The 26,776-nt window shown below is 60.6% G+C and carries 29 protein-coding genes and 1 riboswitch; of the genes, 14 read left to right on the forward strand and 15 right to left on the reverse strand.

The window, feature by feature from the left end:
* Window positions 1–10: 10 nt before the first annotated feature.
* On the reverse strand, window positions 11–889 hold the full coding sequence (gene dapA, locus CGA21_RS11235) for a 4-hydroxy-tetrahydrodipicolinate synthase (protein WP_188264212.1): 879 nt from the start codon (window positions 887–889) through the stop codon (window positions 11–13).
* Window positions 890–1,219: 330 nt separating this feature from the next.
* On the opposite strand from dapA, the gene CGA21_RS11240 reads away from it, so the two are divergent.
* Together CGA21_RS11240 and CGA21_RS11245 are read left to right on the forward strand one after the other, a co-directional pair.
* On the forward strand, window positions 1,220–1,780 hold the full coding sequence (locus CGA21_RS11240) for a glycine cleavage system protein R (RefSeq protein WP_020797805.1): 561 nt from the start codon (window positions 1,220–1,222) through the stop codon (window positions 1,778–1,780).
* Between the two features lie 9 nt (window positions 1,781–1,789).
* Window positions 1,790–2,263, forward strand: a complete 474-nt coding sequence (locus CGA21_RS11245; protein ID WP_008055978.1) for a peroxiredoxin — start codon at window positions 1,790–1,792, stop codon at window positions 2,261–2,263.
* Window positions 2,264–2,388: 125 nt separating this feature from the next.
* Here CGA21_RS11245 and CGA21_RS11250 read toward each other — a convergent pair whose 3' ends face one another.
* Window positions 2,389–3,459, reverse strand: coding sequence for an AI-2E family transporter (locus tag CGA21_RS11250; protein WP_188264213.1), 1,071 nt, complete (start codon window positions 3,457–3,459; stop codon window positions 2,389–2,391).
* 31 nt (window positions 3,460–3,490) lie between these two features.
* The gene (locus CGA21_RS11255; RefSeq protein ID WP_020797803.1) at window positions 3,491–3,730 is read right to left on the reverse strand and encodes a sulfurtransferase TusA family protein; all 240 of its coding nucleotides are present in this window, start codon (window positions 3,728–3,730) and stop codon (window positions 3,491–3,493) included.
* A 98-nt stretch (window positions 3,731–3,828) separates the two neighbouring features.
* Here CGA21_RS11255 and CGA21_RS11260 point away from each other — a divergent pair, with 98 nt between their 5' ends.
* Window positions 3,829–5,262 carry a M48 family metalloprotease gene (locus tag CGA21_RS11260; protein WP_110752517.1) on the forward strand — a complete coding sequence of 478 codons (1,434 nt, stop codon included), beginning with the start codon at window positions 3,829–3,831 and terminating at the stop codon, window positions 5,260–5,262.
* Window positions 5,263–5,457: 195 nt separating this feature from the next.
* Here CGA21_RS11260 and CGA21_RS11265 read toward each other — a convergent pair whose 3' ends face one another.
* The 4 genes from CGA21_RS11265 to rpoE all read right to left on the reverse strand — a co-directional run bounded on the left by CGA21_RS11265 (window position 5,458) and on the right by rpoE (window position 9,232).
* On the reverse strand, window positions 5,458–6,885 hold the full coding sequence (locus CGA21_RS11265) for a DegQ family serine endoprotease (RefSeq protein ID WP_110752515.1): 1,428 nt from the start codon (window positions 6,883–6,885) through the stop codon (window positions 5,458–5,460).
* A gap of 178 nt (window positions 6,886–7,063) precedes the next feature.
* Window positions 7,064–8,023, reverse strand: coding sequence for a MucB/RseB C-terminal domain-containing protein (locus CGA21_RS11270; protein WP_110752513.1), 960 nt, complete (start codon window positions 8,021–8,023; stop codon window positions 7,064–7,066).
* An 8-nt stretch (window positions 8,024–8,031) separates the two neighbouring features.
* On the reverse strand, window positions 8,032–8,619 hold the full coding sequence (locus CGA21_RS11275) for a sigma-E factor negative regulatory protein (RefSeq protein WP_008055970.1): 588 nt from the start codon (window positions 8,617–8,619) through the stop codon (window positions 8,032–8,034).
* 31 nt (window positions 8,620–8,650) lie between these two features.
* Window positions 8,651–9,232, reverse strand: a complete 582-nt coding sequence (rpoE, locus tag CGA21_RS11280; RefSeq protein WP_003172477.1) for an RNA polymerase sigma factor RpoE — start codon at window positions 9,230–9,232, stop codon at window positions 8,651–8,653.
* 556 nt (window positions 9,233–9,788) lie between these two features.
* On the opposite strand from rpoE, the gene nadB reads away from it, so the two are divergent.
* Window positions 9,789–11,405, forward strand: coding sequence for an L-aspartate oxidase (gene nadB, locus CGA21_RS11285; protein ID WP_179056470.1), 1,617 nt, complete (start codon window positions 9,789–9,791; stop codon window positions 11,403–11,405).
* Here nadB and CGA21_RS11290 read toward each other — a convergent pair.
* Both CGA21_RS11290 and CGA21_RS11295 read right to left on the reverse strand, forming a co-directional pair.
* Window positions 11,374–11,826, reverse strand: coding sequence for a protein YgfX (locus CGA21_RS11290; RefSeq protein ID WP_110752509.1), 453 nt, complete (start codon window positions 11,824–11,826; stop codon window positions 11,374–11,376). The genes nadB and CGA21_RS11290 overlap by 32 nt on opposite strands.
* Window positions 11,810–12,064 carry a succinate dehydrogenase assembly factor 2 gene (locus tag CGA21_RS11295; protein WP_007898624.1) on the reverse strand — a complete coding sequence of 85 codons (255 nt, stop codon included), beginning with the start codon at window positions 12,062–12,064 and terminating at the stop codon, window positions 11,810–11,812. Before CGA21_RS11295 ends, CGA21_RS11290 begins: the two co-directional genes overlap by 17 nt.
* Before the next feature lie 149 nt (window positions 12,065–12,213).
* Between CGA21_RS11295 and CGA21_RS11300 the strand changes: the two genes are divergently transcribed.
* Both CGA21_RS11300 and CGA21_RS11305 read left to right on the forward strand, forming a co-directional pair.
* Complete coding sequence (locus CGA21_RS11300; RefSeq protein ID WP_188264214.1) at window positions 12,214–13,155, forward strand: YgfZ/GcvT domain-containing protein; 942 nt, start codon at window positions 12,214–12,216, stop codon at window positions 13,153–13,155.
* Window positions 13,156–13,190: 35 nt separating this feature from the next.
* Window positions 13,191–14,012 (forward strand): HDOD domain-containing protein, encoded by an 822-nt coding sequence (locus CGA21_RS11305; protein ID WP_110752505.1) that lies wholly within the window; start codon window positions 13,191–13,193, stop codon window positions 14,010–14,012.
* Between the two features lie 108 nt (window positions 14,013–14,120).
* On the opposite strand, the gene CGA21_RS11310 is transcribed toward CGA21_RS11305, so the two are convergent.
* The 3 genes from CGA21_RS11310 to CGA21_RS11320 form a co-directional block, all read right to left on the reverse strand.
* On the reverse strand, window positions 14,121–15,509 hold the full coding sequence (locus tag CGA21_RS11310; protein ID WP_188264215.1) for a sensor histidine kinase: 1,389 nt from the start codon (window positions 15,507–15,509) through the stop codon (window positions 14,121–14,123).
* Window positions 15,502–16,173, reverse strand: coding sequence for a response regulator (locus tag CGA21_RS11315; protein WP_008055965.1), 672 nt, complete (start codon window positions 16,171–16,173; stop codon window positions 15,502–15,504). The genes CGA21_RS11310 and CGA21_RS11315 overlap by 8 nt, the downstream gene beginning before the upstream one ends.
* Window positions 16,174–16,309: 136 nt before the next feature.
* Entirely contained in the window at window positions 16,310–16,576 is a 267-nt protein-coding gene (locus CGA21_RS11320; protein ID WP_188264216.1) for a hypothetical protein, read from the reverse strand.
* On the opposite strand from CGA21_RS11320, the gene CGA21_RS11325 reads away from it, so the two are divergent.
* From CGA21_RS11325 to CGA21_RS11340, 4 genes are read left to right on the forward strand one after another with little or no spacing between them, the layout of a single operon-like run.
* Window positions 16,564–17,541 (forward strand): Bug family tripartite tricarboxylate transporter substrate binding protein, encoded by a 978-nt coding sequence (locus CGA21_RS11325; protein ID WP_110749044.1) that lies wholly within the window; start codon window positions 16,564–16,566, stop codon window positions 17,539–17,541. The two genes, CGA21_RS11320 and CGA21_RS11325, sit on opposite strands and share 13 nt — an antisense overlap.
* Before the next feature lie 56 nt (window positions 17,542–17,597).
* Entirely contained in the window at window positions 17,598–18,056 is a 459-nt protein-coding gene (locus tag CGA21_RS11330) for a tripartite tricarboxylate transporter TctB family protein (RefSeq protein ID WP_110749042.1), read from the forward strand.
* Between the two features lies 1 nt (window position 18,057).
* Complete coding sequence (locus CGA21_RS11335; protein ID WP_033039007.1) at window positions 18,058–19,572, forward strand: tripartite tricarboxylate transporter permease; 1,515 nt, start codon at window positions 18,058–18,060, stop codon at window positions 19,570–19,572.
* Entirely contained in the window at window positions 19,565–20,605 is a 1,041-nt protein-coding gene (locus CGA21_RS11340) for an AbrB family transcriptional regulator (protein WP_110749040.1), read from the forward strand. The genes CGA21_RS11335 and CGA21_RS11340 overlap by 8 nt, the downstream gene beginning before the upstream one ends.
* 121 nt (window positions 20,606–20,726) lie before the next feature.
* Here the strand turns inward: CGA21_RS11340 and ung are convergent, their stop codons facing one another.
* Entirely contained in the window at window positions 20,727–21,419 is a 693-nt protein-coding gene (gene ung / locus CGA21_RS11345) for a uracil-DNA glycosylase (protein WP_188264217.1), read from the reverse strand.
* A gap of 132 nt (window positions 21,420–21,551) precedes the next feature.
* Here ung and CGA21_RS11350 point away from each other — a divergent pair, with 132 nt between their 5' ends.
* A complete protein-coding gene (locus CGA21_RS11350; protein WP_188264218.1) occupies window positions 21,552–22,664 on the forward strand; it encodes an enoyl-CoA hydratase/isomerase family protein in 1,113 nt (370 codons plus the stop codon).
* A 135-nt stretch (window positions 22,665–22,799) separates the two neighbouring features.
* Here CGA21_RS11350 and CGA21_RS11355 read toward each other — a convergent pair whose 3' ends face one another.
* Window positions 22,800–23,246 carry a hypothetical protein gene (locus CGA21_RS11355; RefSeq protein WP_033039019.1) on the reverse strand — a complete coding sequence of 149 codons (447 nt, stop codon included), beginning with the start codon at window positions 23,244–23,246 and terminating at the stop codon, window positions 22,800–22,802.
* 168 nt (window positions 23,247–23,414) lie between these two features.
* Window positions 23,415–23,642 (reverse strand): hypothetical protein, encoded by a 228-nt coding sequence (locus CGA21_RS11360; RefSeq protein ID WP_179055500.1) that lies wholly within the window; start codon window positions 23,640–23,642, stop codon window positions 23,415–23,417.
* A 277-nt stretch (window positions 23,643–23,919) separates the two neighbouring features.
* A riboswitch (guanidine-I (ykkC/yxkD leader) is annotated at window positions 23,920–24,020 on the forward strand.
* Window positions 24,021–24,080: 60 nt separating this feature from the next.
* On the opposite strand from CGA21_RS11360, the gene CGA21_RS11365 reads away from it, so the two are divergent.
* Genes CGA21_RS11365 through CGA21_RS11375 form a run of 3 tightly spaced genes read left to right on the forward strand, consistent with a single transcriptional unit; the run spans window position 24,081 to window position 26,764 of the window.
* Window positions 24,081–25,148 (forward strand): putative urea ABC transporter substrate-binding protein, encoded by a 1,068-nt coding sequence (locus tag CGA21_RS11365; RefSeq protein ID WP_188264219.1) that lies wholly within the window; start codon window positions 24,081–24,083, stop codon window positions 25,146–25,148.
* A 15-nt stretch (window positions 25,149–25,163) separates the two neighbouring features.
* The gene (locus tag CGA21_RS11370) at window positions 25,164–25,979 is read left to right on the forward strand and encodes an ABC transporter permease (RefSeq protein WP_188264220.1); all 816 of its coding nucleotides are present in this window, start codon (window positions 25,164–25,166) and stop codon (window positions 25,977–25,979) included.
* Entirely contained in the window at window positions 25,976–26,764 is a 789-nt protein-coding gene (locus CGA21_RS11375; RefSeq protein ID WP_188264221.1) for an ABC transporter ATP-binding protein, read from the forward strand. Before CGA21_RS11370 ends, CGA21_RS11375 begins: the two co-directional genes overlap by 4 nt.
* The last annotated feature ends 12 nt before the right edge of the window (window positions 26,765–26,776 follow it).

Raw genomic sequence — 26,776 nt, forward strand, 5'->3', positions numbered from 1 at the left:
ACTTCCTCAATTAAACCAGGACGCCGGACTGGCGCATGGCCTGCCGCAGCGGTTCGTGACATTCAGCGCTGAGCCAGGTGAGCGGCAGACGGATTCCGTCCGGCATCAGGCCCATCTCATGCAGCGCCCATTTCACGGGAATTGGATTGGACTCGATAAACAGGGTTTTATTGAGTGGCATCAGCTTCTGGTGAATGGCGCGCGCCTTCTCGGCTTCGCCGTTCAGCGCGGCGATGCACAGGTCGGCCATGTCACGCGGGGCGACGTTGGCCGTCACCGAAATGTTGCCCTTGCCGCCCAGCAGGATCAGCTCGACCGCGGTGGCATCGTCACCGGAGAGCACCAGGAAGTTGCTGTCGACGCCATCGATGATGGCCTTGGCGCGCTGCAGGTCGCCGGTGGCTTCCTTGATACCGATGATATTCTTGACGCTCGACAGGCGAATCACGGTCTCGGCCAGCATGTCGCAGGCGGTGCGGCCTGGCACGTTGTAGAGGATCTGCGGGATGTCGACGGCTTCGGCGATCGCCTTGAAGTGCTGGTACAGGCCTTCCTGGGTCGGCTTGTTGTAGTAAGGCGTGACCAGCAGGCAAGCATCGGCGCCCGCGGTCTTTGCATTGGTGGTCAACTCGATCGCCTCGCGGGTCGAGTTGGCGCCGGTGCCGGCGATGACCGGAATGCGACCGTTGACCTGCTTGACTACGCGACGGATCACTTCGATGTGTTCGCTCACATCAAGGGTGGCCGATTCACCTGTGGTGCCGACCGCCACGATGGCGTGGGTGCCGTTTTGCAGGTGAAAGTCCACCAGTTTGCTCAAGCTGTCCCAGTCGAGACGACCTTGTGCATCCATGGGTGTGACCAGTGCCACCATACTGCCCGCAATCATGCAACCGCTCCTGCCGGAAAAAGAGAGCCGTAATGGTACTGGCGCCAAGATGCTTGCACAAGCGAAGTACTGCGCTGCCGCCATTCCCCTTGGCGCTGCTTTTCGCTACCCTTCAGACTTTGATCGATACTGCTAAGCTCGTATTTCGGGTTCGCGCCTCCATTTTCGACATCTCAAGCCCCCGATCCAGCGTTGCCACCCCCGCTCCCGCCACTCTGGAGCCACGTTGTGACCTTGTGCCCGGGGCTTTGATGATTCGCATGCGCAGGCTCGCTCCCGGCAAAACCAGCCGATAGAAGTACCGACCGCTCATCGCTTTAGGAATGCTGCATGTCCACCCCCACAGTTCGCGAACAATTCCTTGTCATCAGTGCCCTCGGCGCCAACCCCATGGAGCTGACTAACGTCCTGTGCCGCGCCAGCCATGAAAATCGCTGCGCCGTGGTCACCTCCCGCCTGACGCGTCACGGCGAGTGCAGTGCGCTGGTCCTCGAGATCTCCGGCACCTGGGACGCCCTGGCTCGCCTGGAGGGCAGCCTGCCGACCTTGGCAAAACGGCACGCCTTTACCGTCAACGTGGTGCGCAGCGCTGCCCTGGAGAACCGTCCCCAGGCCCTGCCCTACGTGGCGTATGTCAGCTCTGCCTACCGCTCGGACATCATCAACGAGCTGTGCCAGTTCTTCATGGACCACAACGTCGAACTGGAAAACCTGACCTGTGACACCTACCAGGCACCCCAGACCGGCGGCACCATGCTCAATGCCACGTTTACCGTGACCTTGCCGGCCGGCGTGCAAATCAGCTGGTTGCGCGACCAGTTCCTGGACTTTGCCGACGCGCTGAACCTCGATGCCCTGATCGAACCGTGGCGCCCACAGAACCCAATGTAAGGAAACATCATGGCCGTTGCACTCGACCAACCGGTTGCCGATTTCGAAGCACCCGCCACCAGCGGGCAAACCGTGCGTCTCGCGGATCTGAAGGGCAAGCAGGTAGTGATCTACTTCTACCCCAAGGACAGCACGCCGGGCTGCACCACCCAAGGCCAGGGCTTTCGCGACCAGCTGGACGCCTTCAAGGCCGCCAACACCGAGGTGTTCGGCGTGTCCCGCGACAGCCTCAAGTCCCACGAGAACTTCAAGGCCAAGCAGGCCTTCACCTTCGAGCTGATCAGCGACAAGGAAGAAGCGCTCTGCCAGCTGTTTGACGTGATCAAGCTGAAAAAGCTCTATGGCAAGGAATACATGGGCGTGGATCGCAGCACGTTCCTGATCGACAAGGACGGTGTGTTGCGCCAGGAATGGCGTGGCGTGAAAGTGCCGGGGCATGTGGATGCGGTTCTCGCGGCGGCGCAGGCATTGAATAAGGCCTGATTTCTTCGATGCCTGTCTTGACGCTTTCGCGAGCAGGCTCGCTCCCACAGTTAAGCGGATCAACTGTGGGACCGAGCCTGCTCGGGAAGAGGCCATCAGCCCCACGAAATGATCGGGGATGATCGTTAAAGCAACGGCGCCACGATCGGCTCCTTGCGCGGCCACGCATCCAGCACGGCCTTGAACAGCGTCGCCAGGGGGATCGCGAAGAACACGCCCCAGAAACCCCACAGCCCGCCAAACAACAACACCGCGCAGATGATCGCCACCGGATGCAGGTTCACCGCTTCCGAGAACAACAGTGGCACCAGCACGTTGCCGTCCAGCGTCTGGATAATCCCGTACACCGCCATCAAATAGATGAACTGATCGCTCCAGCCCCACTGGAACAGCGCAATCAGGAACACCGGCACGGTCACCACCACCGCCCCGACGTAGGGCACCACCACCGAGATGCCCACCAACAAGGCCAGCAGGGCCGCGTAGTTGAGTTCGAGGACGACAAAGGCGATGTAGGTCACCCCGCCGCAAATGAAAATCTCGATGACCTTGCCACGAATGTAGTTGGCGATCTGCCGGTTCATCTCACGACCGACGCGGGTGATCAGCGCGCGCTCACGGGGCAGGTAGCCGCGAACCCACTGGCCGATCATTTGCCGGTCCTTGAGAAAGAAGAACACCAGGATCGGCACCAGCACCAGGTAGATCATGATGTTGACCAGCAACGGCAGGCTCGACAGCGAAAACGTCAGCGCCCATTGGCCAAACTTGCCGATCTCGCCCCGCGCCGCCTCAATGGCCCGCAGCACCTGCTCGTCGGACACCAGATGCGGATAGCGCTCCGGCAGCAGCAGCAACAGGGTTTGCCACTTGGCGAGCATGCCGGGCAATTCGTTGAACAACGTGATCAGTTGATGCCAGAGCAACGGCACCACGACCAAGATGAACACCAGCAGCAATCCCATGAACAGGGCGAAGACCAGCCCCACCGCGACCCCGCCCGGTACGCGCACTCGTTCCAGGCTCACCACCAGGCCCTGCATCAGGTAAGCCAGCACCATCCCGGCCAGCACTGGCGCCAGCATGCCGCCCAGGGTCAGCACGGCGGTAAATGCCAGGAACAACAGGACCGCCAGAACCACGGCTTCTTCGTCTGAGAAATAGCGCTGAATCCAGTCGCGCAACACTTTGAACATCAATAATCCTTAAGATCGAAGGCAGCAGGTTTCAGGCTTTTTTCAACCAGTAACGGTAAATGCCCGCTTCATCTTCTTCACGAAGCAGCGTATGACCTGCCAATCGGGCAAAGGTGCGGAAATCACGCTGCGAGCCTGCATCGGTGGCAATGACCTTGAGCACCGCGCCACTGGCCATCCGGTTGAGTTCCATCTTGGCCTTGAGCAACGGCAGCGGGCAATTGAGGCCACTGGCGTCGAGTTCAACGTCATGGGCTACAGCGTCGATCATTGCATCACTCCGGTTCAGGTGGTTGAGCTGCCTAGAATATCTGGTCGCAAGGCTGGTGTCCGGCTACAGTAAGCTCTTTGTCGACTAAGGCCTTGTGCATGACTTTTTTGCGCCCCACCCTGCTGACGCTCGCTTGCCTGCTCGCCTCACCGGGCTTCGCCGACGACCTGCCGTCACTCGGTGACGCCAGTTCTGCCATCGTCTCGCCGCAACAGGAGTATCAGTTGGGCCGCGCCTGGCTTGCCCTGTTGCGCAGCCAGGTAGCACAGCTCAACGACCCGCAGCTCAAGGATTACGTCGAATCCAGCGTCTACCGCCTGGTGGAGACCAGCCAGGTCAATGACCGGCGCCTGGAGTTCATCCTGATCAACAGCCCACAGCTCAACGCGTTCGCGGCGCCTGGCGGGATCGTCGGTGTCAACGGCGGCCTGTTCCTCAATGCGCAGACCGAGGGCGAATATGCCTCGGTGCTGGCTCACGAATTGGCTCACTTGTCGCAACGCCACTTTGCCCGCGGTGTCGAGGCCCAGCAGCGCATGCAGGTACCGATGATGGCCGCGTTGCTGGCTGGCATCGTGATTGCCGCGGCCGGCGCCGGCGACGCCGGTATTGCGGCGATTGCCGGCACACAGGCGGCAGCCATCCAGGAACAACGGCGCTTCTCCCGACAGAACGAACAGGAAGCCGACCGCATCGGCATCCTCAACCTGGAAAAGGCCGGCTACGACCCCCGTTCCATGCCAACCATGTTCGAACGCCTGGGGCGCCAATACCGCTTCGACGCCAAGCCACCGGAATTTTTGCTGACTCACCCGGTCACCGAATCGCGAATCGCCGACACCCGCAACCGTGCCGAGCAGGCCCCAAAGGGCGGCATCGAAGACACCCTGCGTTATCAATTGATTCGTACGCGGGTTCAGTTGATCTACGAGGAAACCCCAGGCCTGGGCGCCAAGCGTTTCCGCGCCCTGCTGGAGGAAAATCCGAAAAACGATGCGGCGCGCTACGGCCTTGCGATTGCGCAGATCAAAGGCGGTCAACTGAACGAAGCACGGGAAAACCTCAAGCCGCTGCTGGCCAAGGCGCCGAACGAGATTATCTACAACCTCGCCCAGGTCGATTTGGACATTACCAACAATCGCCTGCCGGATGCACAGTCCAGGGTTGACCGGATGCTGACGCAATACCCCGGCAATTATCCACTGAACCAGGTACGCGTCGACCTGCTGCTGAAACAGAACCGCGCCGCCGATGCCGAGAAAGCGCTCGAAGGCCTGCTCAAGTCGCGCCCGGACGATCCGGACGTATGGTATCAGGTTGCCGAAACCCGTGGCCTGTCAGGCAACATCATCGGCCTGCACCAGGCGCGTGCCGAGTATTTCGCACTGGTGGGCGACTATCGCCAGGCCATCCAGCAACTCGATTTTGCCAAGCGCAAGGCCGGCAACAATTTCCCGCTGGCCTCGCGAATCGATGCCCGCCAGCGAGAGCTGATGGAGCAGGAACGCATGATCAAGGACATGATGGGCTGACGCTTCAACAAAACCCGGATAACACACAACCTGTAGGAGCTGCCGCAGGCTGCGATCTTTTGATTTTAATCAAGCAAGATCAAGAGATCGCAGCCTGCGGCAGCTCCTACAGGGAATGGCGTGAGACAGGTGAAAGCCCCCCCCCAAAAAAAACCGCCTCTTTCGAGGCGGTTTTTCGTTCAGCCGATGAGTGGATTATTCAGCCAGCTTAAAGGTGATGAAGCTCGCGCGGTTCTGACGCAAGACGCGCATCGACACCGAACGGTTCTTTGGTAACGCCTTGGCGATGTCCGTGAACTCCTTGGCCGAACCGATCGCCTGATTGTTCAGGTGAGTGATGATATCGCCTGGCTGCAGGCCGATCATTGACGCCGGGCCGTCCTGGACTTCCTTGATCACCACACCGCCCTTGAGGTCGTAGGTTTTCTTCTGTTCGTCCGTCAGCTCCGCCACCGAGACGCCCAGGCGGTTGCTGCTGCGCTCGATGCTCGACAGCGGCAGGTCGTCCAGCTCCTTGCCTTCTTCCGGGATAGCGCCAACCGTCAGCTCGACATTCTTGCGCTTGCCCTCGCGGATCACTTCCAGATTAGCCTTGGAGCCTGCCTTCAAGGCGCCCACCAGGTGCGGCAGATCGGCGGACATGATGATCGGCTGACCATTCATGCTCAGGATCACATCGCCCACTTGCAGTCCACCCTTGGCAGCCGGGCCGTCATCCTGTATCTGCGCAACCAGCGCACCGGCCGGCTTGTCCAGGCCGAACGATTCGGCCAAGTCCTTGCTCACTTCCTGGATCACCACACCCAACCATCCACGACTGACCTTGCCACCGCTTTTGAGCTGGTTGGAAACGTCCATCGCCACGTCGATAGGGATCGCGAACGATACGCCCATGAAGCCGCCGGAACGGGTATAGATCTGAGAGTTGATGCCGACCACCTCACCGTTGAGGTTGAACAGCGGCCCACCCGAGTTACCCGGGTTGATCGCCACATCGGTCTGGATGAACGGCACATAGTTTTCATTCGGAAGACTGCGGCCGACGGCACTGACGATGCCCTGGGTCACGGTGTGGTCGAAACCGAATGGCGAGCCGATGGCTACGACCCATTGCCCGGCTTTCAGATCCTGGGATTTGCCCAGCTTCAGGACCGGAAGGTCCTTGCCTTCGACTTTTAGCAGCGCCACATCGGATCGAGGATCGGTGCCGATGAGTTTGGCCTTCATTTCACTGCGGTCGGACAGACGCACGAGGATCTCGTCGGCATCGGCGATCACATGGTTATTGGTCAGGATGTAGCCGTCAGGCGAAATGATGAAACCTGAACCCAAGGATTGCGCTTCGCGCTGACGATCGCCACGGGGGTACCGAGGCTGCGGCGGCATGCCGCGTTCGAAAAACTCGCGCAGCATCGGCGGCAAGCCTTCGAGGTCAGGCATCTGCTGGCTCACTTTGCGGTCAGGCAGCTTTTGCGTGGTACTGATGTTCACCACCGCAGGCGAAGCCTGTTCGACCAGTTGCGTGAAGTCAGGCAATTCGACCGCTTGAACGGCGACCGCCTGACCGAGCACCAGCACGGTGGCAAAAATGGAGAGGTAAGACTTCAAGCGTGGTATCGACATACGGCTCCCGTTACGACGAGCATGGTTAAGCGATATGGAGCAAGGAACACCGAGAAAGATACGCCGGTATTTTTGTTCCGGGAACAACAAACAAGGCCAGAGCCGAGGGGTTCTGACCTATAAAAAATATTGGAGGGATTTGCAAATTGAAATGCTCACGAAACATTTCGATTTCACGTCACTGCTGGGTTGCAGTAGCGTCGGTGCGCATGGATAACGCAATCCGTTCTGCAGTGCCAATGGGGATCTCGCCCACCACCGTCACCACCATCTCGCCTTGAGGCGTACTCAAACGCCGGGAAACGGCAACGGTTGGCCCCAGTTGAGTACGGGTATCGGTGGCCCCGCTACCACTCAAAGGCTCGAGGAACACTGAAAACCGCGCGAGGCCATCATCATACATCAAGCTGTTGACCTGGACCTTGGTCTGGGGATCCTTGCGGGCCGTACTGCTGGTCAGTTCGAAACCCGGCGGTAACCAGTCCGAATGCCAGGCCCGTGCCTCCTTGACCGCCGAAGCCTTGTCGCTGTCGAGCTTCACCGTCTTGCAATCCGCGCCTGGCTGCAGGTCACTGTCGGTCGGGACCGCGACGGGATCGAGTCGAGTGAACTGGAAGCGCTCCAGCAGCCGTCCCTTGTCATCGAGCAACAATGACTTCAGAGGCAGGCCGGTTTGTTGATCAAGATGCAGTTCAAAACCGTAGCGGTGCTGGTCACGCGGCGTCAGCGTAACAATCACTGCCGGGCGACCGGCCACGCGCGACTTGCCGATGACAGCAAGGTCATACCAATTCTTGAGCTTCTGTGGATCAAGTGCACGAGCAGCCGAGCTGGAAGTATCTCCCAGCCCTGCCATCAGGTTGCCGCTGACGCATTGAGTCTGTCCATCAACGCGCACGACTTCCTGGGCGGACCCGTCGAGCTGGACCAAACGCTCGCGGACCTGGCCATCCTGGACACGGTGCCAGATATTGTGGGTAGAGAAACTACCGTTACGCTCGTAGACGAAAGTACCTTGAAAGCTTTGCTGCTGCTCGGCTTGGCCCAAGCGGGTCAACCAGTCTTGAGCCTGATCGGCGTGGGCTGGAACAACGAACCAGCCACTGAGCAATAGCGTAAGTAGAGGTATGGCGCGCATGATCCTCCTTAACGGTTTTCCAGGCTTGCTGCACGAGCGTAAGGCAGAGCGCTCTCAGTACCTTTCAGTGCAGCCTGTTGAGCATGTTGGCGCAAGTAGCCTGGCAGACGCTGATCGTTCCAGCCTGGTTGACCTTGCAATACGCCATTGGCCATCGGGCCCGTGGCTTCCGAACTCTCATTGTAGCCTGCCAGAACAGCCGGGCCCTTGACTTGTGGAACAGCCAGGCCAGGTTGAGTGGATTGCTGCGCCAGTTCGACGCCAGCGATCTCGTCCTGGTTGTACAGACGAACACCTGCCAGTACCGCCAGTGTCACCGAAGCGGCAACGGCCAGGCGACCCAGGCTGCGCCATGGACCACGAGTGGCTTTTGCCGGTACGGCTTCATCAGCCAATGCAGCAGAAACAGCCGCGGCAATATCCAGGCGTGGCAGCAGGAGATCCTTGTGCATCACCGCCCGAGCGATCTGATAACGAGCCCAGGTTTCACGGGTTTCAACATCGTCACAGGCATTCAATACCCGACGCAATTCCAATTCGTCCGCTTCGTTATCCATCACTGCGGACAGCGATTCCTGCAGGGCTTCACGACTCATGGCGTTCCTCTCTTGGCTGTCGCCGCTGTCTTTAGTTTTCCTGCAACAACGGCTGCAGGGCTTTATCGATGGCCTCCCGGGCGCGGAAAATCCGGGAGCGCACGGTACCCACCGGACACTGCATGACACTCGCAATGTCCTCGTAACTCAGACCATCGAATTCACGTAAAGTTAAGGCCGTACGCAAATCTTCTGGCAGTTGCTGAATGGTTCGATGGACTGTGCCTTCGATCTCATCCCGCAGCAAAGCCCGTTCTGGCGACTCGAGATCCTTGAGGCCATGATCGCCATCGTAGAACTCTGCATCCTCGGAACTGACATCGCTATCCGGCGGCCGACGGCCGCGTGAAACCAGATAGTTCTTCGCCGTGTTGATGGCGATGCGGTAAAGCCACGTATAAAACGCGCTGTCTCCGCGAAAATTACCAAGTGCGCGATAGGCCTTGATAAAGGCTTCTTGCGCTACATCCTGGGCTTCATGGGTGTCGTGCACGAAACGCACGATCAACCCGAGAATTTTGTGCTGGTATTTCAGCACTAGCAGATCGAATGCGCGCTTGTCGCCGCGTTGAACGCGTTCGACCAGCTGCTGATCCTCTTCCTGGGTTAGCATGAACACTCCTCGATAAGCTCGGAGGAGGCTTGCATTACTAAACGACCGGGCTTGCAAACATAGACTCGGGCTTTTCGCAAAAGTTCTCCCCCTCCAGGCAAGTTTCCTGCGGGCTCTGATTCGGCACGCACGAAAAGCGCAGCGCGAGATTCCCCGGCTGCGCAAATAATCTTGTCATCGGCTTGACCGGCAAGGACCCAACCGCGATCCAGCGATGAAACCGACACTGTCCCTTGATTCAGGCAACCGTCTATTGATATTGGGCCTTTGGCAAAAGTTCAAATATTTATAGCTTGGCAGAACCGACATTGTTCAACCCTGAGCCGAAAAAGAGTGTTAAATCCACGATACAGTTCGCTTGACGCCGAACCGGTGGAAAAAACATCCGACGAAGCGTCAGCAGTTTTCCGTCACAGTAGTTTCACAATGCCATATCGGCTCGGCTATTGTGCCGCTCCCCCCCTCTATATACTAGTGGGCTGTGCGGCTGCCGGGCATGCCTGTCCAGATGTCTGGCGCCTACCCCGACCCGGGTCGCTTTGAGCGGAATCCTGAAATGAGCCAACAGTTTCAACACGATGTCCTGGTAATTGGCAGCGGTGCTGCCGGCTTGAGCCTTGCGCTGACCTTGCCGGGTCATTTGCGCATCGCCGTATTGAGCAAAGGCGACCTCGCCAATGGCTCGACGTTCTGGGCCCAGGGAGGGGTCGCCGCCGTCCTGGATGACACCGACACCGTCGAGTCCCACGTCGATGACACCCTTAACGCCGGCGGCGGTTTGTGTCATGAAGACGCCGTGCGCTTCACCGTCGAGCACAGCAAAGAGGCCATTCAATGGCTGATTGACCAGGGCGTACCCTTCACCCGCGACGAACAGTCCGGCACTGAAGACGGTGGATTCGAGTTCCACCTGACCCGTGAAGGCGGTCATAGCCATCGCCGCATCATCCATGCAGCCGACGCCACCGGCGCGGCGATTTTCCGAACGCTGCTCACCCAAGCCCAACAAAGGCCGAACATCGAGTTGCTGGAGCAACGGGTCGCGGTCGACCTGATTACCGAAAAGCGCCTGGGCCTGGAAGGTGATCGTTGCCTGGGAGCCTACGTGCTCAATCGCGGCACGGGGGAAGTCGACACCTACGGCGCCCGCTTCGTGATCCTCGCCACCGGCGGCGCAGCCAAGGTCTACCTTTATACCAGCAACCCCGATGGCGCCTGCGGTGATGGCATCGCCATGGCGTGGCGTTCGGGCTGCCGGGTGGCGAACCTGGAATTCAACCAGTTCCACCCTACCTGCCTGTATCACCCGCAAGCCAAGAGTTTCCTGATCACCGAAGCCTTGCGCGGAGAAGGTGCACACCTGAAGCTGCCCAATGGCGAGCGCTTCATGCAGCGCTTCGACCCCCGGGCCGAACTGGCGCCACGGGACATCGTCGCCCGGGCCATCGACCATGAGATGAAGCGACTGGGCATCGACTGCGTGTACCTGGACATCAGCCACAAGTCCGAAGCGTTCATCAAGTCGCACTTCCCGACGATGTACGAACGCTGCCTCGAATTTTCCATCGACATCACCAAACAACCGATTCCGGTGGTTCCGGCGGCGCACTACACCTGTGGTGGCGTCATGGTCGATCAACACGGTCGCACCGATGTGCCAGGGCTTTACGCGATTGGCGAAACCAGCTTCACAGGCCTGCACGGTGCCAACCGCATGGCCAGCAACTCCTTGCTGGAGTGCTTCGTCTACGCCCGCTCGGCAGCGACTGACATCCTGGAACAGTTGCCGCAGGTGTCAGCCCCCGCTGCCCTGCCTGTCTGGGACGCGAGCCAGGTGACCGATTCCGATGAAGACGTGATCATTGCGCACAACTGGGATGAGTTGCGGCGATTCATGTGGGACTACGTCGGCATCGTGCGCACCAACAAGCGCCTGCAACGGGCCCAGCACCGCGTGCGCTTGCTGCTTGACGAAATCGACGAGTTCTACAGCAACTACAAGGTCAGCCGGGACTTGATCGAGTTGCGCAACCTGGCCCAGGTGGCCGAGTTGATGATTCGCTCAGCGATGGAGCGCAAGGAGAGTCGCGGCCTGCATTACACCCTCGACTATCCGAAGATGCTGCCGGTTGCCCTGGACACTATCCTGGTGCCGTCCACCTACGCCGAGTGAACTTGAGCCGCACCCGCAGGCGTCGGTGCACATCCGCCGCCTGCGAATCCCGGGGCACGCAAACAGTCCTGGTGCGCCGCTCACCCCGCAGGCGAAAACGCAGCACCACCGCCAATGGCAATGCCAGGCTGTCCGGACGCAGTTGCACCGGCTGCCATCCCTGCGCCTGATTCCATAATTGCCAGCCATCGGCATCGCGCCGCAAGCCGCAAAATGCTTGCGGGTGCGTCAACAGGATCTGACGAGGCAATACCCAAAAACCGTGCAGCAGGCAGCAAAAAACGCCGGGCAAAGTGGCCCAGAGCGGCATGGCGAGAAGAAACAGCGAACCCAACGCGAACAGCTGGGCCACAAGATACGCCGCCAGCAACTGCCCTGAGGCATGCCAGCGGCATTCGAACCCGTTACTTGGGCTGGACACGGTCCAGGATCATGCGAACCATGCGCTGAAGCTCCGGATCTTCCGATTCGGCGCGTTCCATGAACCAGCCAAACATGTCCTGATCTTCGCATTCGAGCAGCCGGACGTAGCAGGCGCGATCAACTTCGTTGAGGTGCGGATAAACCTCTTTCACAAATGGCACCAGCAGCACGTCAAGCTCAAGCATGCCGCGGCGGCTGTGCCAGTAGAGGCGATTCAGTTCAACATCTTCGACCATGGAGCGCTCCTCAAATAGGCCGCAAGTATACAGCGCCGCGCCTCATCGAACAGTCGGCTTTGGTCGGGCACGGACGATCCTTTGTGAACTACCCATTTCAAGGGCAGCCCCTTATCATGTCCGCCAGACTCTTTACCCTGCGATGACCCATGGCCGATTCTGCTATTTTCTGCACGCTGTCTCATGAAGGTGTCCTGGCGGTCCGCGGCGCGGACGCCGGCAAGTTCCTGCAAGGCCAACTGACCTGCAACCTCAATTACCTGAGCGACACCCGGGCCAGCCTTGGCGCGCGTTGCACGCAGAAAGGCCGGATGCAGTCGAGCTTCCGCATCCTGCTTGAAGGTGACGGCGTACTCCTGGCAATGGCCAGCGGATTACTCGAACCGCAATTGGCGGACCTGAAAAAATACGCGGTGTTTTCCAAGTCCAAATTGACCGATGAAAGCGCTGCCTGGGTTCGCTTCGGCGTCGAGCAAGGCGATGAGGCCTTGAAAAACCTCGGCCTTGAACTGCCGGAAGACACCGACAGCGTCGTGCGTCATGACGGCTTGATCGCCATTCGCGTCTCGCCTGGACGCGCCGAGCTGTGGGTGGCGGCCGATCAAGCCGATGACATCAAGGACAAACTGTCCGCCCAACTGAGCGAAGGGGAACTCAATCAGTGGCTTCTGGGCCAGGTTCGGGCCGGGATCGGCCAGGTGATGCCAAGCACCCGTGAGCTGTTCATCCCGCAGATGCTCAATCTGCAAGCCGTCGGTGGCGTGAGTTTCAAGAAAGGCTGCTATACCGGCCAGGAAATCGTCGCGCGCATGCAGTACCTGGGCAAACTCAAGCGCCGCCTGTATCGCCTGCAACTGGTTGCCGACGAACTACCGGAACCCGGCACCCAACTGTTTGCCCCCAGTCACGGCAGCTCGATCGGTGAAGTGGTGCTGGCCGCCAATGCTGCCGGTCACATCGAACTGCTGGCCGTGTTGCAAGCGGAAGCAGCCGAAGGCGGCGACATTCATCTGGGCGCCCTCGACGGCCCGGCCCTGAAATTGCTCGACCTGCCGTACCAACTGGACCGCGATCGCGAAATCCAGCGTTAAGCGCAGTACTTTTTTGCAACACCTAGAGAAGCGTAATGAGTGAGCTGGCGGAAAAGGTCCAACAGGATTTGGTTGAGGCCATCGATAACGATGACCTGGTTCTGCCAACGTTACCGGAAGTGGCCATGCAGATTCGCAAGGCCGCCGAAGACCCGCAAATCAGTATCGGTAGCTTGAGCAAAGTGATTGGCCGCGATGCCGCGCTGTCGGCGCGGCTGATAAAGGTGGTCAATAGCCCACTGCTGCGCGCAGCGCAGGAAGTCACCGATCTGCACACGGCAATCACCCGCCTGGGCATCAACTACAGCAGCAACCTGGCGATCGGCCTGGTCATGGAACAGATTTTCCATGCCCGCTCCGCGGTGGTGGAACAGAAAATGCGCGAGGTCTGGCGCAAAAGCCTGGAAATCGCCGGCGTCAGCTATGCGCTGTGCCGCCACTACACCCAGCTCAAGCCCGATAAGGCGGCTCTTGGCGGGCTGGTGCACCAGATCGGTATCTTGCCGATCCTGACGTACGCCGAGGATCACTATGAACTGCTGTCCGATCCGGTCAGCCTCAATCATGTGATTGACCGCATACATCCATTGCTCGGCGACAAGCTGCTGCGCGTTTGGGAGTTTCCGGAGCCACTGGTGCAGGTGCCGCAGCTTTACCTGGACTTCAAGCGACAGTCCGCGCAGATCGATTATGTCGACCTGGTTCAGGTGGCCAGCCTGTACTGCTACAAAGACACCGAGCATCCGATCTCGCGAATCGACCCCTTCAGCGTACCGGCCTTCGTCAAGCTGGGGATCGATCCGGACGACAAGGCGATGTGCGCCGATCTGGAAGAAACGCGGTTGATGTTTTATTGATCAAAGTCGCCTCATTCGCGAGCAAGCCCGCTCCCACATGGGATCTATGCAGCACCACAAATCCATGTGGGAGCGGGCTTGCTCGCAAAGGGGACAGACCAGACACCATCAATCCCCGGCCATAAAACTCACCCGCACCTTCAACCCCGCCCGCGCCCCATCATGCAGGCTGATTTGCGCCAGGTGCGCCCGGCAGATTTCGCCAACAATCGCCAACCCCAAGCCTGAACCGGCCACTTGCTGATTGCGCCGGTAAAAGCGCTCGAACACCCGATCGCGCTCATCAAGGGGAATGCCCGGCCCGTCGTCCTCGACCTCCAGCACCGCCGGCGCCAGGACCCGCAAAATGACGTTGCCGCCCGGTGGCGTGTGGGCCAGGGCGTTGTCCACCAGATTGCTCAACAGCTCATTCAACAAGGTCGGTTCACCGCGCAACCAGACCGGCTCGTCAGCTTCCAGCGCCAGGGCCACGCCGCGTTTATGGGCCAGCGGCGCCATGGCCATGCCCAGCTCGCGGGCCAATTGACTGAGGTCGAGCAGCTGCGCGCCGCCCTCGGCAATCGCCCTGGCGCCGTTTTCCACCCGGGCCAGCGAGAGCAATTGATTGGCCAGGTGGGTCAGGCGATCAGTGCCTTGGGCAGCGGTTTCCAGCGTGCTGCGCCAGGTTTGCGGCTCGTTCGAGCGCAAGCCCAATTCCAGCCGGGCCTTGAGTGCCGCCAACGGCGTGCGCAATTCATGGGCGGCGTCGGCGATGAATTGCGCCTGCTTCTCGAACTGCCCGCGCAGGCGTTCGGTGAAATGGTTGAGCGCACGCACCAGCGGCCACAACTCGCGTTGTACTTCCACCAGGGGCAGCGGCCGCAGGTCATCCGGCTGACGTTCCTCCACGGCGGTGCGCAATCGCTCCAGCGGGCGCAGCGCCGCACTGACCGCAAACCACACGATCATCAGGGCCCCGACCGCCAGCATGCCCAGGCGCAGCAAGGTATCGCCGGCCAGGCTGCGGGCCATGCTGACGCGGGCCTCGTCGGTCTCCGCCACGCGGATTTCCGCCATGCCGTTCATGTTTGGCTCGCTGACCGCCTTGAGCAAACTGACCACACGCACGTTCTGTCCCCGATAAGTCGCGTTGTAAAAACGCGCGAGCGCCGGGTAATCATCGGTGCGGGGTGTGCCGGGTGGTGGTGGTGGCAGATTTTCGTAACCGGAGATCAGCTTCTGGTTGATGTCGTTGACCAGGTAGAAAATCCGCCCGGCACTGTCGTAGGCGAACGTATCGAGGGCCACGTAAGGCACGTCCAGGCTGAGGCTGCCATCACGCTCGGACAGGCCAGCGGCGATGGTTCGCGCCGAGGCCAGCAACGTGCGGTCATAGGCCGTGTCGGCCGCTTCGCGACCGTTCCAGTAAGCGCTCAAGCCGCTGGCCAGCATCAATACCACCAGCAACAGCGCCAGGTTCCACAACAACCGCCAGCGCAGGCTGCTGGCCTTATGCATCACGGCTTTCCAGCAAATAGCCAAGACCGCGGAAAGTCACGATGGCCACCGGGTGGCCATCGAGCTTCTTGCGCAAGCGGTGTACGTAGATTTCGATGGCGTCGGGGCTGGCTTCCTCGTCCAGGCCGAACACCTGCGACGCCAGTTGTTCCTTGCTCATCACCCGGCCGGGACGGGCGATCAGGGCTTCGAGAACCGCCTGCTCGCGGGAGGTCAGGGTCAGCAGTTCCTCACCGAGGGTAAAGCGCCGGGTCTCCAGGTCGTAGGCCAGCACACCGCAGCGCTGCAGGCGCTCGCCACCCAACACACTGCGGCGCAACAAAGCCTTGACCCGGGCTTCGAGTTCGGTGAGTTCGAAAGGCTTGGCCAGGTAGTCGTCCGCCCCCAGGTTCAGGCCATGGACCCGGTCCTTGACGTCGCTGCGGGCGGTCAGCATCAGCACCGGCAGGTTCTTGCCCCGGGCACGCAGGCGCGCCAGCACTTCGAAACCGTCCATGCGCGGCAGGCCGACGTCGAGAATCGCCATGGCGTATTCCTCGCTACCCAGCGCCAGGTCGGCCGCCACGCCGTCGTGTAGCACATCCACGGTCAAGCCGGTGCTCTTGAGCGCCTGAGCGACACTTTCAGCGAGCTGCAGATGGTCTTCGACGAGCAGGACACGCATGGATCATTACCTCGTTCAGGGATGGTCGACGCCATTCTTTGGCGCGGAGTTTACAGCGGCATCCGCCGCTGTGAAGCCTGAAAAACCGTGAAAGCCCGATGAAAGGTTAGCGAAAGGTTGGACCGTTAGAGTCGATCTACGGATGGTTTATCTCGCAGCCATCGATCGTGCTTTGAAATGTAGCTCCCGAAAAACGCCTCGATGCGTTTTCGCCAATAAGAACAATAACGAGGTACGTCGCCATGCTGTCCACCCAGTTCCACATTTGTCCGTCCCGCCCCTTTTCTCGAACCCCCTCGTATTCGCTTGCCGGCGCCGTCAACGCCTGCGCGAAGCGAAACCGCTGCATCTGAAACATCCCAAAAAACAACAACTCCTGTGGAGACAACAATGAATCGATCACTGCGCCGTTTCGCCCTCGCCGCCAGCGTCATGCTGTTCGCCGGCCCACTGATGGCCGAGCCCAAACGCCCGGAATGCATCGCACCGGCATCGCCCGGCGGCGGTTTCGACCTGACCTGCAAACTGGCGCAAAGCGCGCTGGTCAACGAAAAGCTGCTGACCAAACCAATGCGCGTGACCTACATGCCTGGCGGTGTCGGCGCGGTGGCTTACAACGCGGTAGTCGCCCAGCGCCCAGCGGACGCCGGCACGCTGGTGGCCTGGTCCAGCGGTTCGCTGCTCAACCTGGCCCAGGGCAAGTTCGGTCGCTTCGATGAAACCAACGTGCGCTGGCTGGCCGCCGTCGGCACCAGCTACGGCGCCATCGCCGTGAAGAGCGATTCGCCCTACAAGACCCTGGACGATCTGGTCCAGGCGCTGAAGAAAGATCCGAGCAAAGTGGTGATCGGTTCCGGCGGCACCGTCGGCAGCCAGGACTGGATGCAGACCGCCCTGATCGCCAAGGCCGCCGGGATCAACCCGCGCGACCTGCGTTACGTGGCGCTCGAAGGCGGCGGTGAAATCGCCACTGCCTTGCTCGGCGGCCACATCCAGGTCGGCAGCACCGACATCTCCGACTCCATGCCGCACATCCAGAGCGGCGACATGCGCCTGCTCGCGGTGTTCTCCGAGAAACGCCTGGACGAGCCGGAAATGAAAGACATCCCGACCGCCAAGGAACAAGGCTACGACATCGTCTGGCCAGTGGTTCGCGGTTTCTACCTGGGGCCAAAAGTCAGCGATGAAGACTATGCCTGGTGGAAGGACTCCTTCGACAAACTGCTGGCCTCACCCGAGTTCGCCAAGCTGCGCGATCAGCGTGAACTGTTCCCGTTCGCCATGACCGGCCCGGAACTGGACACCTACGTGAAGAAGCAGGTAGCGGACTACAAAGTGCTGGCCAAAGAGTTCGGCCTGATCCAGTGATCGTCTCTGTCTAGCGGTCACGGCGGGCTAGCGCCGCCGTGACCCAGGAGTTCCCCATGCTCTTACAACGCATTTTTGCTTCGGTGCTGTTGCTGGCCTGTCTCGGCCTGGCGCTGATGGCCTGGCCGTATCAGGCGGCCTTTTCCTACGAACCGGTGGGCCCTCGAGCCTTCCCGTTGCTGATGCTCGGCCTGATGGGCTCGGCGCTGCTGTACATGGTGTTTCGTCCCGCACCGATCAAGCACAGTGATGACGAGCCGCCGCTGGATCGCGAAACCTTGACCAAGATCGCCATCTGCGTGGCGCTGCTGCTGGTGTTCGCCGGCACCTTCGAACCGCTTGGCTTCATCGTTGCCAGCATCCTCATCGGTGTGCCGATGGCGCGCCTGTATGGCGGCCGCTGGCTGCCCAGCATCGTGATCATCAGCTTGATGGCCGTCGGCCTTTACCTGCTGTTCGACAAGTTGATGGACGTACCGTTGCCCTTGGGCGTGCTCGACGTTCTGGAGAACTGATATGGATACTCTTGGCTATTTGGGTCAGGGCTTCGGCGTCGCGCTGAGCCCGTACAACCTGGTAACCGCCCTTTGCGGCACGTTGATCGGTACGGTGGTCGGCCTGTTGCCGGGCCTGGGGCCGATCAATGGCGTGGCATTGCTGATCCCCATCGCATTTGCCCTCGGCCTGCCGCCGGAATCGGCATTGATCCTGCTGGCGGCCGTGTACCTGGGTTGTGAATACGGCGGCCGGATCAGCTCGATCCTGCTGAACATACCGGGCGAAGCCTCCACCGTGATGACCACCCTCGACGGCTATCCGATGGCGCGCAAAGGCCTGGCCGGCGTGGCGCTGTCGCTGTCGGCGTGGAGTTCATTCATCGGCGCCTTCATCGCCACCTGCGGCATGGTGCTGTTCGCCCCGCTGCTGGCGAAATGGGCGATTGCCTTCGGGCCGGCGGAATACTTCGTGTTGATGGTGTTTGCGATCGTTTGCCTGGGCGGCATGGCCGGTGACCGACCGTTGAAAACCTTTATTGCAGCATTGATCGGACTTTTCCTGTCGACGGTCGGCATCGACGCCAACAGCGGTGTGTACCGCTTCACCGGGGACAACATTCACCTGACCGACGGTATTCAGTTCGTGGTGCTGGTGTTGGGCCTGTTTTCCATCAGTGAAATTCTTCTGTTGCTGGAAAAAACCCATCACGGCCAGGAAGCGGTGAAAGCCACCGGGCGCATGATGTTCAACTTCAAGGAAGCGGCGTCGGTGTTCGTGGTGAACATCCGTTGCGGCGTTCTGGGTTTCATCATGGGCGTGTTGCCGGGAGCCGGTGCCACCTTGGCCAGCGCCGTGGCCTACATGACGGAAAAACGCATCGCAGGGGCCAAGGGTACGTTTGGCCAAGGCGACATGCGCGGCCTGGCCGCTCCGGAAACGGCCATCGGCGGCGCAGCGTGCGGCGCTTTGGTACCGATGCTGACCCTGGGTGTTCCAGGCTCAGGCACCACGGCGGTGATGATCGGCGCCCTGTCGCTGTACAACATCACCCCGGGCCCGCTGCTGTTCCAGCAGCAACCGGACATCGTCTGGGGCCTGATCGCCTCGCTGTTCATTGCCAACATCATGCTGGTGATCCTCAACATCCCGATGATCCGCATCTTCACCCGTATCCTCGCCGTGCCGAACTGGGCACTGGTGCCGGTGATCGCGATCATTACCGGGATCGGCGTCTACGCTGTGCATGCCACCACTTTCGATCTGTTCCTGATGATCGGCATCGGCATCTTCGGCTATATCCTGCGCAAGCTGGACTTCCCGCTGTCGCCGGTGCTGCTGGGGTTCATTCTCGGAGGCCTGATGGAGCAAAACCTGCGCCGCGCCCTGTCGATTTCCAACGGTGCGCTGGAAATCCTCTGGTCGAGCCCGATCACTTTCGGTTGCTGGGTCCTGACAGCGATCATGCTGTTGATGCCGATCCTGCGGATCTGGCGTAAGCGTTCGGCTGCGCAACGCGCCATCGCCGATGTCTGATCGAACACCGTTCAAAGCCTGGTGGGGTACACCGCTGGTCGGCCTGCTGGGCGGTTTCCTCGCCAGCCAGGTCGGCTGGCCGCTACCGTGGATGGTCGGCTCGTTGCTGGCGATCATCCTGGTGCGCTGCCTGACGCCCTGGCAACTGGCGGAAATCCCTGGCGGCCGCAAGTGCGGCCAGTGGATCGTCGGTATCGGCATCGGCCTGCACTTCACCCCGGTGGTGATGGAGCAGGTGCTGAGTCATTTCGGTCTGATCTTCTTCGGTGCACTGGTCACCAGCCTCTCGGCGGTGGTCGGTGTCTGGCTGATGCGTCGCACCGGTGAAGATCGCGCCACTGCGTTTTTTTCCAGCATGCCCGGCGGTTCCGGGGAGATGGTCAACCTCGGTGCCCGCAACGGCGCGGTGCTCAGCCGGGTGGCGGCGGGCCAGAGTTTGCGGGTACTGGTGGTGGTGCTTTGCGTTCCGGCAGCGTTCAAATACCTGCTGGGGGACGGCGCACCGATGTCCCACGCCGGCAGCATCGATTGGCGCTGGCTGGCGCTATTGTTTCCGGCGGGGGCGGTGGCGGCCTGGATCTGGGAAAGCCTGCGGCAACCCAACCCATGGCTGTTCGGGCCCTTGCTGGTCAGCGCAGCGGTCAGCATCGGCTGGGACCTGCATATCGGCTTGCCCAACGGCGGCAGCCAGATCGGCCAATGGCTGATTGGCAGCGGCCTGGGCTGTCACTTCAATCGGCAGTTTTTCCGTCGCGCGCCGTCGTTCATGGGGCGCACGTTGATCGGCACGCTGCTGACCATGCTGATCGCCACGGCGGCTGCACTGGGATTGAGTGCGCTGACCCACCTGGATTTGCGCTCGCTGACCCTGGGCATGATGCCCGGCGGCATTGCCGAGATGAGCCTGACGGCCGAAACCTTGCAACTGTCGGTGCCGCTGGTGACGGCGATGCAGGTGATGCGGTTGTTGTTCGTGTTGTTTCTGGCGGAGCCGTTGTTCAGGTATTGGAACCGTCAGTCTGAGTCAACCTGACAGACCGAGTCGACTCATTCGCGAGCAAGCCCGCTCCCACATTTGATCGCATTCCACAGGGATAACACGGAACAAATGTGGGAGCGGGCTTGCTCGCGAAGGGGCCCGACCATTCAACGCGTCAAATTGGCGGCAACCGCCACTCGATCGGCGTCTCGCCATTCTGCTCCAAAAACTTGTTGGTCCGGCTGAAGTGCCCGCACCCGAGGAAGCCACGATAGGCCGACAGCGGTGACGGGTGCACCGAGGTCAGCACCAGGTGCTTGGTGGCATCGATCAACTTCTGTTTGCTCTGGGCATGGGCGCCCCACAGCATGAACACCAGATGCGGCTGCTGCTGGCTGACCACTTCGATGATCCGGTCGGTGAAAAACTGCCAGCCCTTGTCCTTGTGCGCATTGGCGTTGGCACGCTCCACGGTCATGGTGGTGTTGAGCATCAACACGCCCTGCTCGGCCCAGCTTTGCAGATAGCCGTGATTGGGGATGTCGATGTTCAGGTCGCGCTTCAACTCTTTGTAGATATTGACCAGCGACGGCGGCGCCGGGACGCCCGGCTGCACCGAAAAGCACAGGCCATGGGCCTGGCCGGGGCCGTGATAGGGGTCCTGGCCAAGAATGACCACCTTGACCTTGTCCAGCGGAGTGGAATTGAGCGCGTTGAAGATCATCGGGCCAGGCGGATAGATTTCCTTGCCCGCCGCGCGCTCGTCCTGGAGGAATTTTCGCAACTCTGCCATGTAGGGTTGGTCGAATTCGGCACGCAGTGCCTCCTTCCAGCTCTGTTCGAGTTTGATACGGTCGTCAGCAGTCATGGTTATATCCGGCAAAAGCAATGGGGCGCACCCTAGGAAAGCCCGTCACGCTTGTCAATTGATCTGACACCAATCCGGCACTTTCCCACACAGCGATCATACTTAACCCTCAAATTCCCGAGCGAGGTCACGATGAATCTGCACTTCGAAGAACTCACCGGCACTGATGGCGCCCGCATTGGCATTGCCACGCTGGATGCCGAAAAATCGTTGAACGCCCTGTCCCTGCCGATGATCAATGCCATGCGCGACAAGTTGGACGCCTGGGCCAAGGAACCGCAAATCGTTTGCGTCCTGCTGCGCGGCAACGGCATCAAGGCCTTCTGCGCAGGCGGTGAAGTGCGCAGCCTGGTCGAGGCCTGCCGGGCCCATCCGGGCGAAGTGCCGACGCTGGCCGCGCACTTTTTCAACTCCGAATATCGCCTGGACTTCAGCCTGCACACGTATCCGAAACCGTTGATCTGCTGGGGCCACGGCTATGTGCTCGGCGGTGGCATGGGCCTGTTGCAGGGGGCAAGCATTCGCATTGTCACACCGAGCAGTCGATTGGCGATGCCGGAGATCAGTATCGGCCTGTATCCAGACGTGGGCGCCAGTTGGTTCCTGTCTCGCCTGCCGGGCAAGCTCGGCTTGTTCCTCGGCCTGACCGGCGCCCACATGAACGGTCGCGACGCGATCGATCTGGACCTGGCCGACCGTTTCCTGCTCGACGAGCAGCAGCAGGAACTGATCGAAGGCCTGCTGCAATTGAATTGGCAGGAACAGACGCCAATGCAGCTCAACAGCCTGCTCAAGGCCTTGCAGCAGAAAGCCGTTGCGCAAATGCCCGAGGCCCAGTGGTTGCCGCGCCGCGAACAGATCGATGAATTGCTGGACGTCAGTGATGTGCGTTGTGCCTGGAAAGCCATTGTCACGCTGCTCGATCACACCGACATGCTGCTCAACCGCGCTGCGCAGACCATGAGCGAAGGCTCGCCGCTGACCGCGCATCTGGTGTGGGAGCAGATCAAACGTGCCCGGCATATGTCTCTGGCGCAGGTGTTTGAGATGGAATACACCCTGAGCCTCAACTGCTGTCGCCATCCGGAATTCAGCGAGGGCGTGCGTGCGCGATTGATCGACAAGGATCAGAAACCTCGCTGGCATTGGCCGGACGTCAACAATGTGCCGGAGGCGGTGGTGGAGGCTCATTTTCACAAAATCTGGGAAGGTCGGCATCCCTTGGCGGACCTGTCAGAGTACTGAAAAAAATGACTCTGGAGGAGCGAGCATGCTCGCGAAAAACGTCATGACAACGCGTTTAACCTTTAAGCACGCGTTATCGTTGACGTCCATCGCGAGCATGCTCGCTCCTACAGGAGGGTATGGATTTCAACCGGATTAGCGGTGATTACCCCGGCCGTCGTGATCGCCACGCCCATTGCGGCCGCCTCGACGATCGTGATTGTCGTTTCGCCCGCGACGATGATCATTGTCCCAGCCGCCGCGGTTGCGACCGTCCCAACCCTGGTTCTGATGCGCCCTGTAGTCCGGCCGGGACTGATAGTAACGGGGAGCCGGCTGGTAATAGCGCGGCGCCGGTTGATAAACCCGCGGCTGGTGGTAATAGCGCGGCGTTGGTTGGTAATACCGGGCAGGCGGCGCGTAGTACCGGCGCGGTGGCGTGTAGTAACCGCCGCCATTGGAGTAGTAGGAGTTGCCGCCAGCGTAATAGGGCGCCGGCGATGAGTAGACCTCTGAACCGTAGTAACCGCCTCCATCGGAATAAGCTACGCATCCACCCAGTGACAAACCCAACACGGCAATCAGAAGAATTCGTCGATACATTGGCGGCCTCCTGGACCGCGAGTGAGCCATACCAGCGACGCTGGCAGGCGACAGTCAAAGATTCTGCGACTGTCGATAGATCAGACATCGAATTGACGATCCGGTGCGCTCCCGCAACACGTTGAAACATCTCGCCGATGAAAGGTTTTTCATCCATTCACACGCTGACTAGTGGTGGCCATGACGATATCCACCGCCGTAATAACGTGGCGCGTGACCACCCCAATAGTAATAGCGATAGCCCCCATAGAAACGCGGGCCTCTGTAGTAGGAGTAAGGCGAATAACCGGGATAGTAATAAGGTGCGGGATACGCGACGTCGTAACCACCGGAATAGTAATAACAACCGGCAAGGCCCAAGCCGAGTACGCAGCCGAGCAACAATCGACGAAACATGGCGGCCTCCTGAAAGACCCACAACCGGTATAGGCCGGCTGACACCTGTTTTGACTCATTATCCCCGACCAAGTGCAACGCCCCGGCAACCTTCGGATCAGCGGCCGGCACGTCCCATTGCGGTGCAGTCGCGCACCATTGCAAGGCAAACACACACTGTCTGCCTACATCACCAATCGACCAATCCCGCGTGCCAGAGCGCTTCGCTCGACTTGGCACGTCTCTCGCTTTAGCAGAGACGTGCAGGAGTCATCACAGGTTCGCGGCACCACAATTTGCAATGGCTGACTAGGGTTCCGGCTCGCAAGCGCGAGTGACTGGTCCGAGAGTTGGCGACCTCCAGTTGAGGTTACACGGCGGGACAAAAGCCCGGGAGACAAGCCACCGTTCGCGGTGCCGCTGCCTTCCTGTCCGCCCTTGATCAACTGGAGAACCACCATGTCCCAGCATCGTTTACCCGTCCTCCTCGCCGCGGCCTTCGCAGCCCTCGTGAGCGTCTCGTCCCACGCCGCCCCAAAAGACCACTTCAGCGTCTGCTGGACGATCTACGCCGGCTGGATGCCCTGGGAATACGCAGGCAGCCAAGGCATCGTCGACAAGTGGGCGAAGAAATACGGCATCCAGATCGATGTCGTGCAGCTCAATGACTACGTCGAATCGATCAACCAGTACACCGCCGGACAGTTCGATGGCTGCACCATGACCAACATGGATGCGCTGACCATTCCGGCCGCTGGCGGCGTCGACAGCACCGCGCTGATCGTCAGCGACTTCTCCAACGGCAACGATGGCATCGTGCTCAAGGGCGAAGGCAAGAAAGTCGCCGACCTCAAGGGTGCGGACGTCAACCTGGTCGAGCTCTCGGTGTCGCACTACCTGCTGGCCAGGGCCCTGGACTCGGTGGACCTCACCGAGAAAGACCTGAAAGTGGTCAACACCTCCGACGCCGACATCTCCGCCGCCTTCAACACTGATCAGGTCAACGCCGTCACCACCTGGAACCCGATGCTTTCGGACATCAAGGCCAAGCCCGGGGTGACCGAGGTGTTCAATTCCAGCCAGATCCCCGGCGAGATCATGGACATGATGGTGGTCAACTCCCAGACCCTCAAGGACAACCCCGCCTTGGGCAAGGCGTTAACCGGCGCCTGGTTCGAAGTGGTCGAGTTGATGAATGCGAAAAATGCCACGGGCAAGGCCGCACTGGAGCACATGGCCAAAGCCTCGGGCACCGACCTGGCCGGTTTCCAGGCGCAACTGGACACCACCAAATTGTTCGCCACTCCTCAGGAAGCCCTGGCGTTCAGCACCAGCAAGCAACTGCCGGAAACCATGCGCAAGGTCGCGGAATTCTCCTTCCAGCACGGCTTGCTCGGTGAAGGCGCCAAGGACACCAGCGCGGTCGGCATGGCCTTCGCCAATGGGGTGACCAGCGGCGACAAGGGCAACCTCAAGCTGCGTTTCGACCCCAGCTACGTGCAAATGGCCGCCGACGCCAAGTTGTAACCAGAGGACTTGGCCATGCGCCTGATCAATCGCCACCCGGATCGCTCGAGCCGCCTGCTGCTGGTGATCCTGCCATTCGCCCTGCTGCTGTTCGCCTACTTCATGGGCTCGGCCGAGCGCCTGGCGGACAACCCCAACGACAAACTGCTGCCCAGCGCCCTGCAAATGAGCGACGCGGTCAAGCGCCTGGCCTTCGTTGCCGACAGCCGCACCGGCGAATACCTGCTGTGGCAGGACAGCGCCGCGAGCCTGCGACGCCTGGCCATCGGCCTGGGCATCAGTGCGCTGGCCGGGCTGTGCCTGGGCATCGCTGCGGGCACCCTGCCATTGTTTGGCGCGCCGTTGTCGCCGTTACTGACCGTGCTTTCGATGGTGCCTCCGCTGGCGATCCTGCCAATCCTGTTTATCGTCTTCGGCCTGGGGGAATTGTCGAAAGTGATGCTGATCGTGATCGGCATCACCCCGGCCCTGGCCCGCGACCTCGAACAGCGCGCCCGGGAAATCCCCGTGGAACTGCTGATCAAGGCCCAGACCCTCGGGGCATCGACCTGGACCCTGATGTTGCGGGTGGTCCTGCCGCAGTTGCTGCCACGCCTGCTGATCTCGCTGCGCCTGATGCTGGGTTCGGCGTGGCTGTTCCTGATTGCCGCCGAGGCCATCGCCTCCACTGACGGTCTCGGCTACCGGATATTCCTGGTGCGCCGCTACCTGGCGATGGACGTGATTTTGCCCTACGTGGTGTGGATCACCCTGCTCGCCTGGCTGATGGATTGGGGGCTCAAGCGCCTGACCCTGCGCGCATTCCCCTGGTATGAAGGAGCGCGGGCATGAGTTTCATCACGGTGAAAAATGTCTGGCAGCAGTACGCCGACCAGGTGGTGCTTGAAGGCCTGAACCTGAGCGTCAACGAGGGTGAGTTCTGCACCCTGGTCGGCGCTTCCGGTTGCGGTAAATCGACCTTCCTGCGGTTGTTGCTCGGTCAGGAAAAAGCCAGTCGCGGCGTGATTCTCCTCGACGGTCAACCACTGTCAGCCGAGCCCGATGCCAGTCGTGGCGTAGTGTTCCAGCGCTACTCGGTGTTCCCGCACTTGAGCGTGCTGGACAACGTCGCCCTTGGCCTGGAACTGCCGCGTTCAGCGCTGTTGGGCAGGTTGTTCGGCAGTGCCAAAAAAGCTGCCCGCGAACAGGCTTCGGTGCTGCTGCACAAAGTCGGCCTCGGTCATTCGCTGGACAAGTACCCGGCGCAACTGTCCGGCGGCATGCAGCAACGCCTTGCCATCGCCCAGGCGCTGATCATGAAACCGCGGGTGCTGCTGCTGGACGAGCCTTTCGGCGCCCTCGATCCGGGCATCCGCAAGGACATGCACGCCTTGCTGCTGGAGCTGTGGCGCGAGACCCAACTGACGGTCTTCATGGTCACCCATGACCTGTCCGAAGGTTTCAGCCTCGGCACCCGCTTGCTGGTGTTCGACAAGGTCCGCGTCGACCCGCACGCCCCCGGCGCCTATGGCGCACGCATCACTTACGACATCCCTTTGAACAGCGACCGCCGCGCCTGCCGTGCCGCCGTCGATGCCTTGCCGGTGCAACTGGCAGGCGCGCTTAGAACCGCTTGAGAGGACTTGCAC

Source organism: Pseudomonas sp. PSB11 (assembly GCF_014596605.1).
GTDB classification, from domain to species: domain Bacteria; phylum Pseudomonadota; class Gammaproteobacteria; order Pseudomonadales; family Pseudomonadaceae; genus Aquipseudomonas; species Aquipseudomonas umsongensis.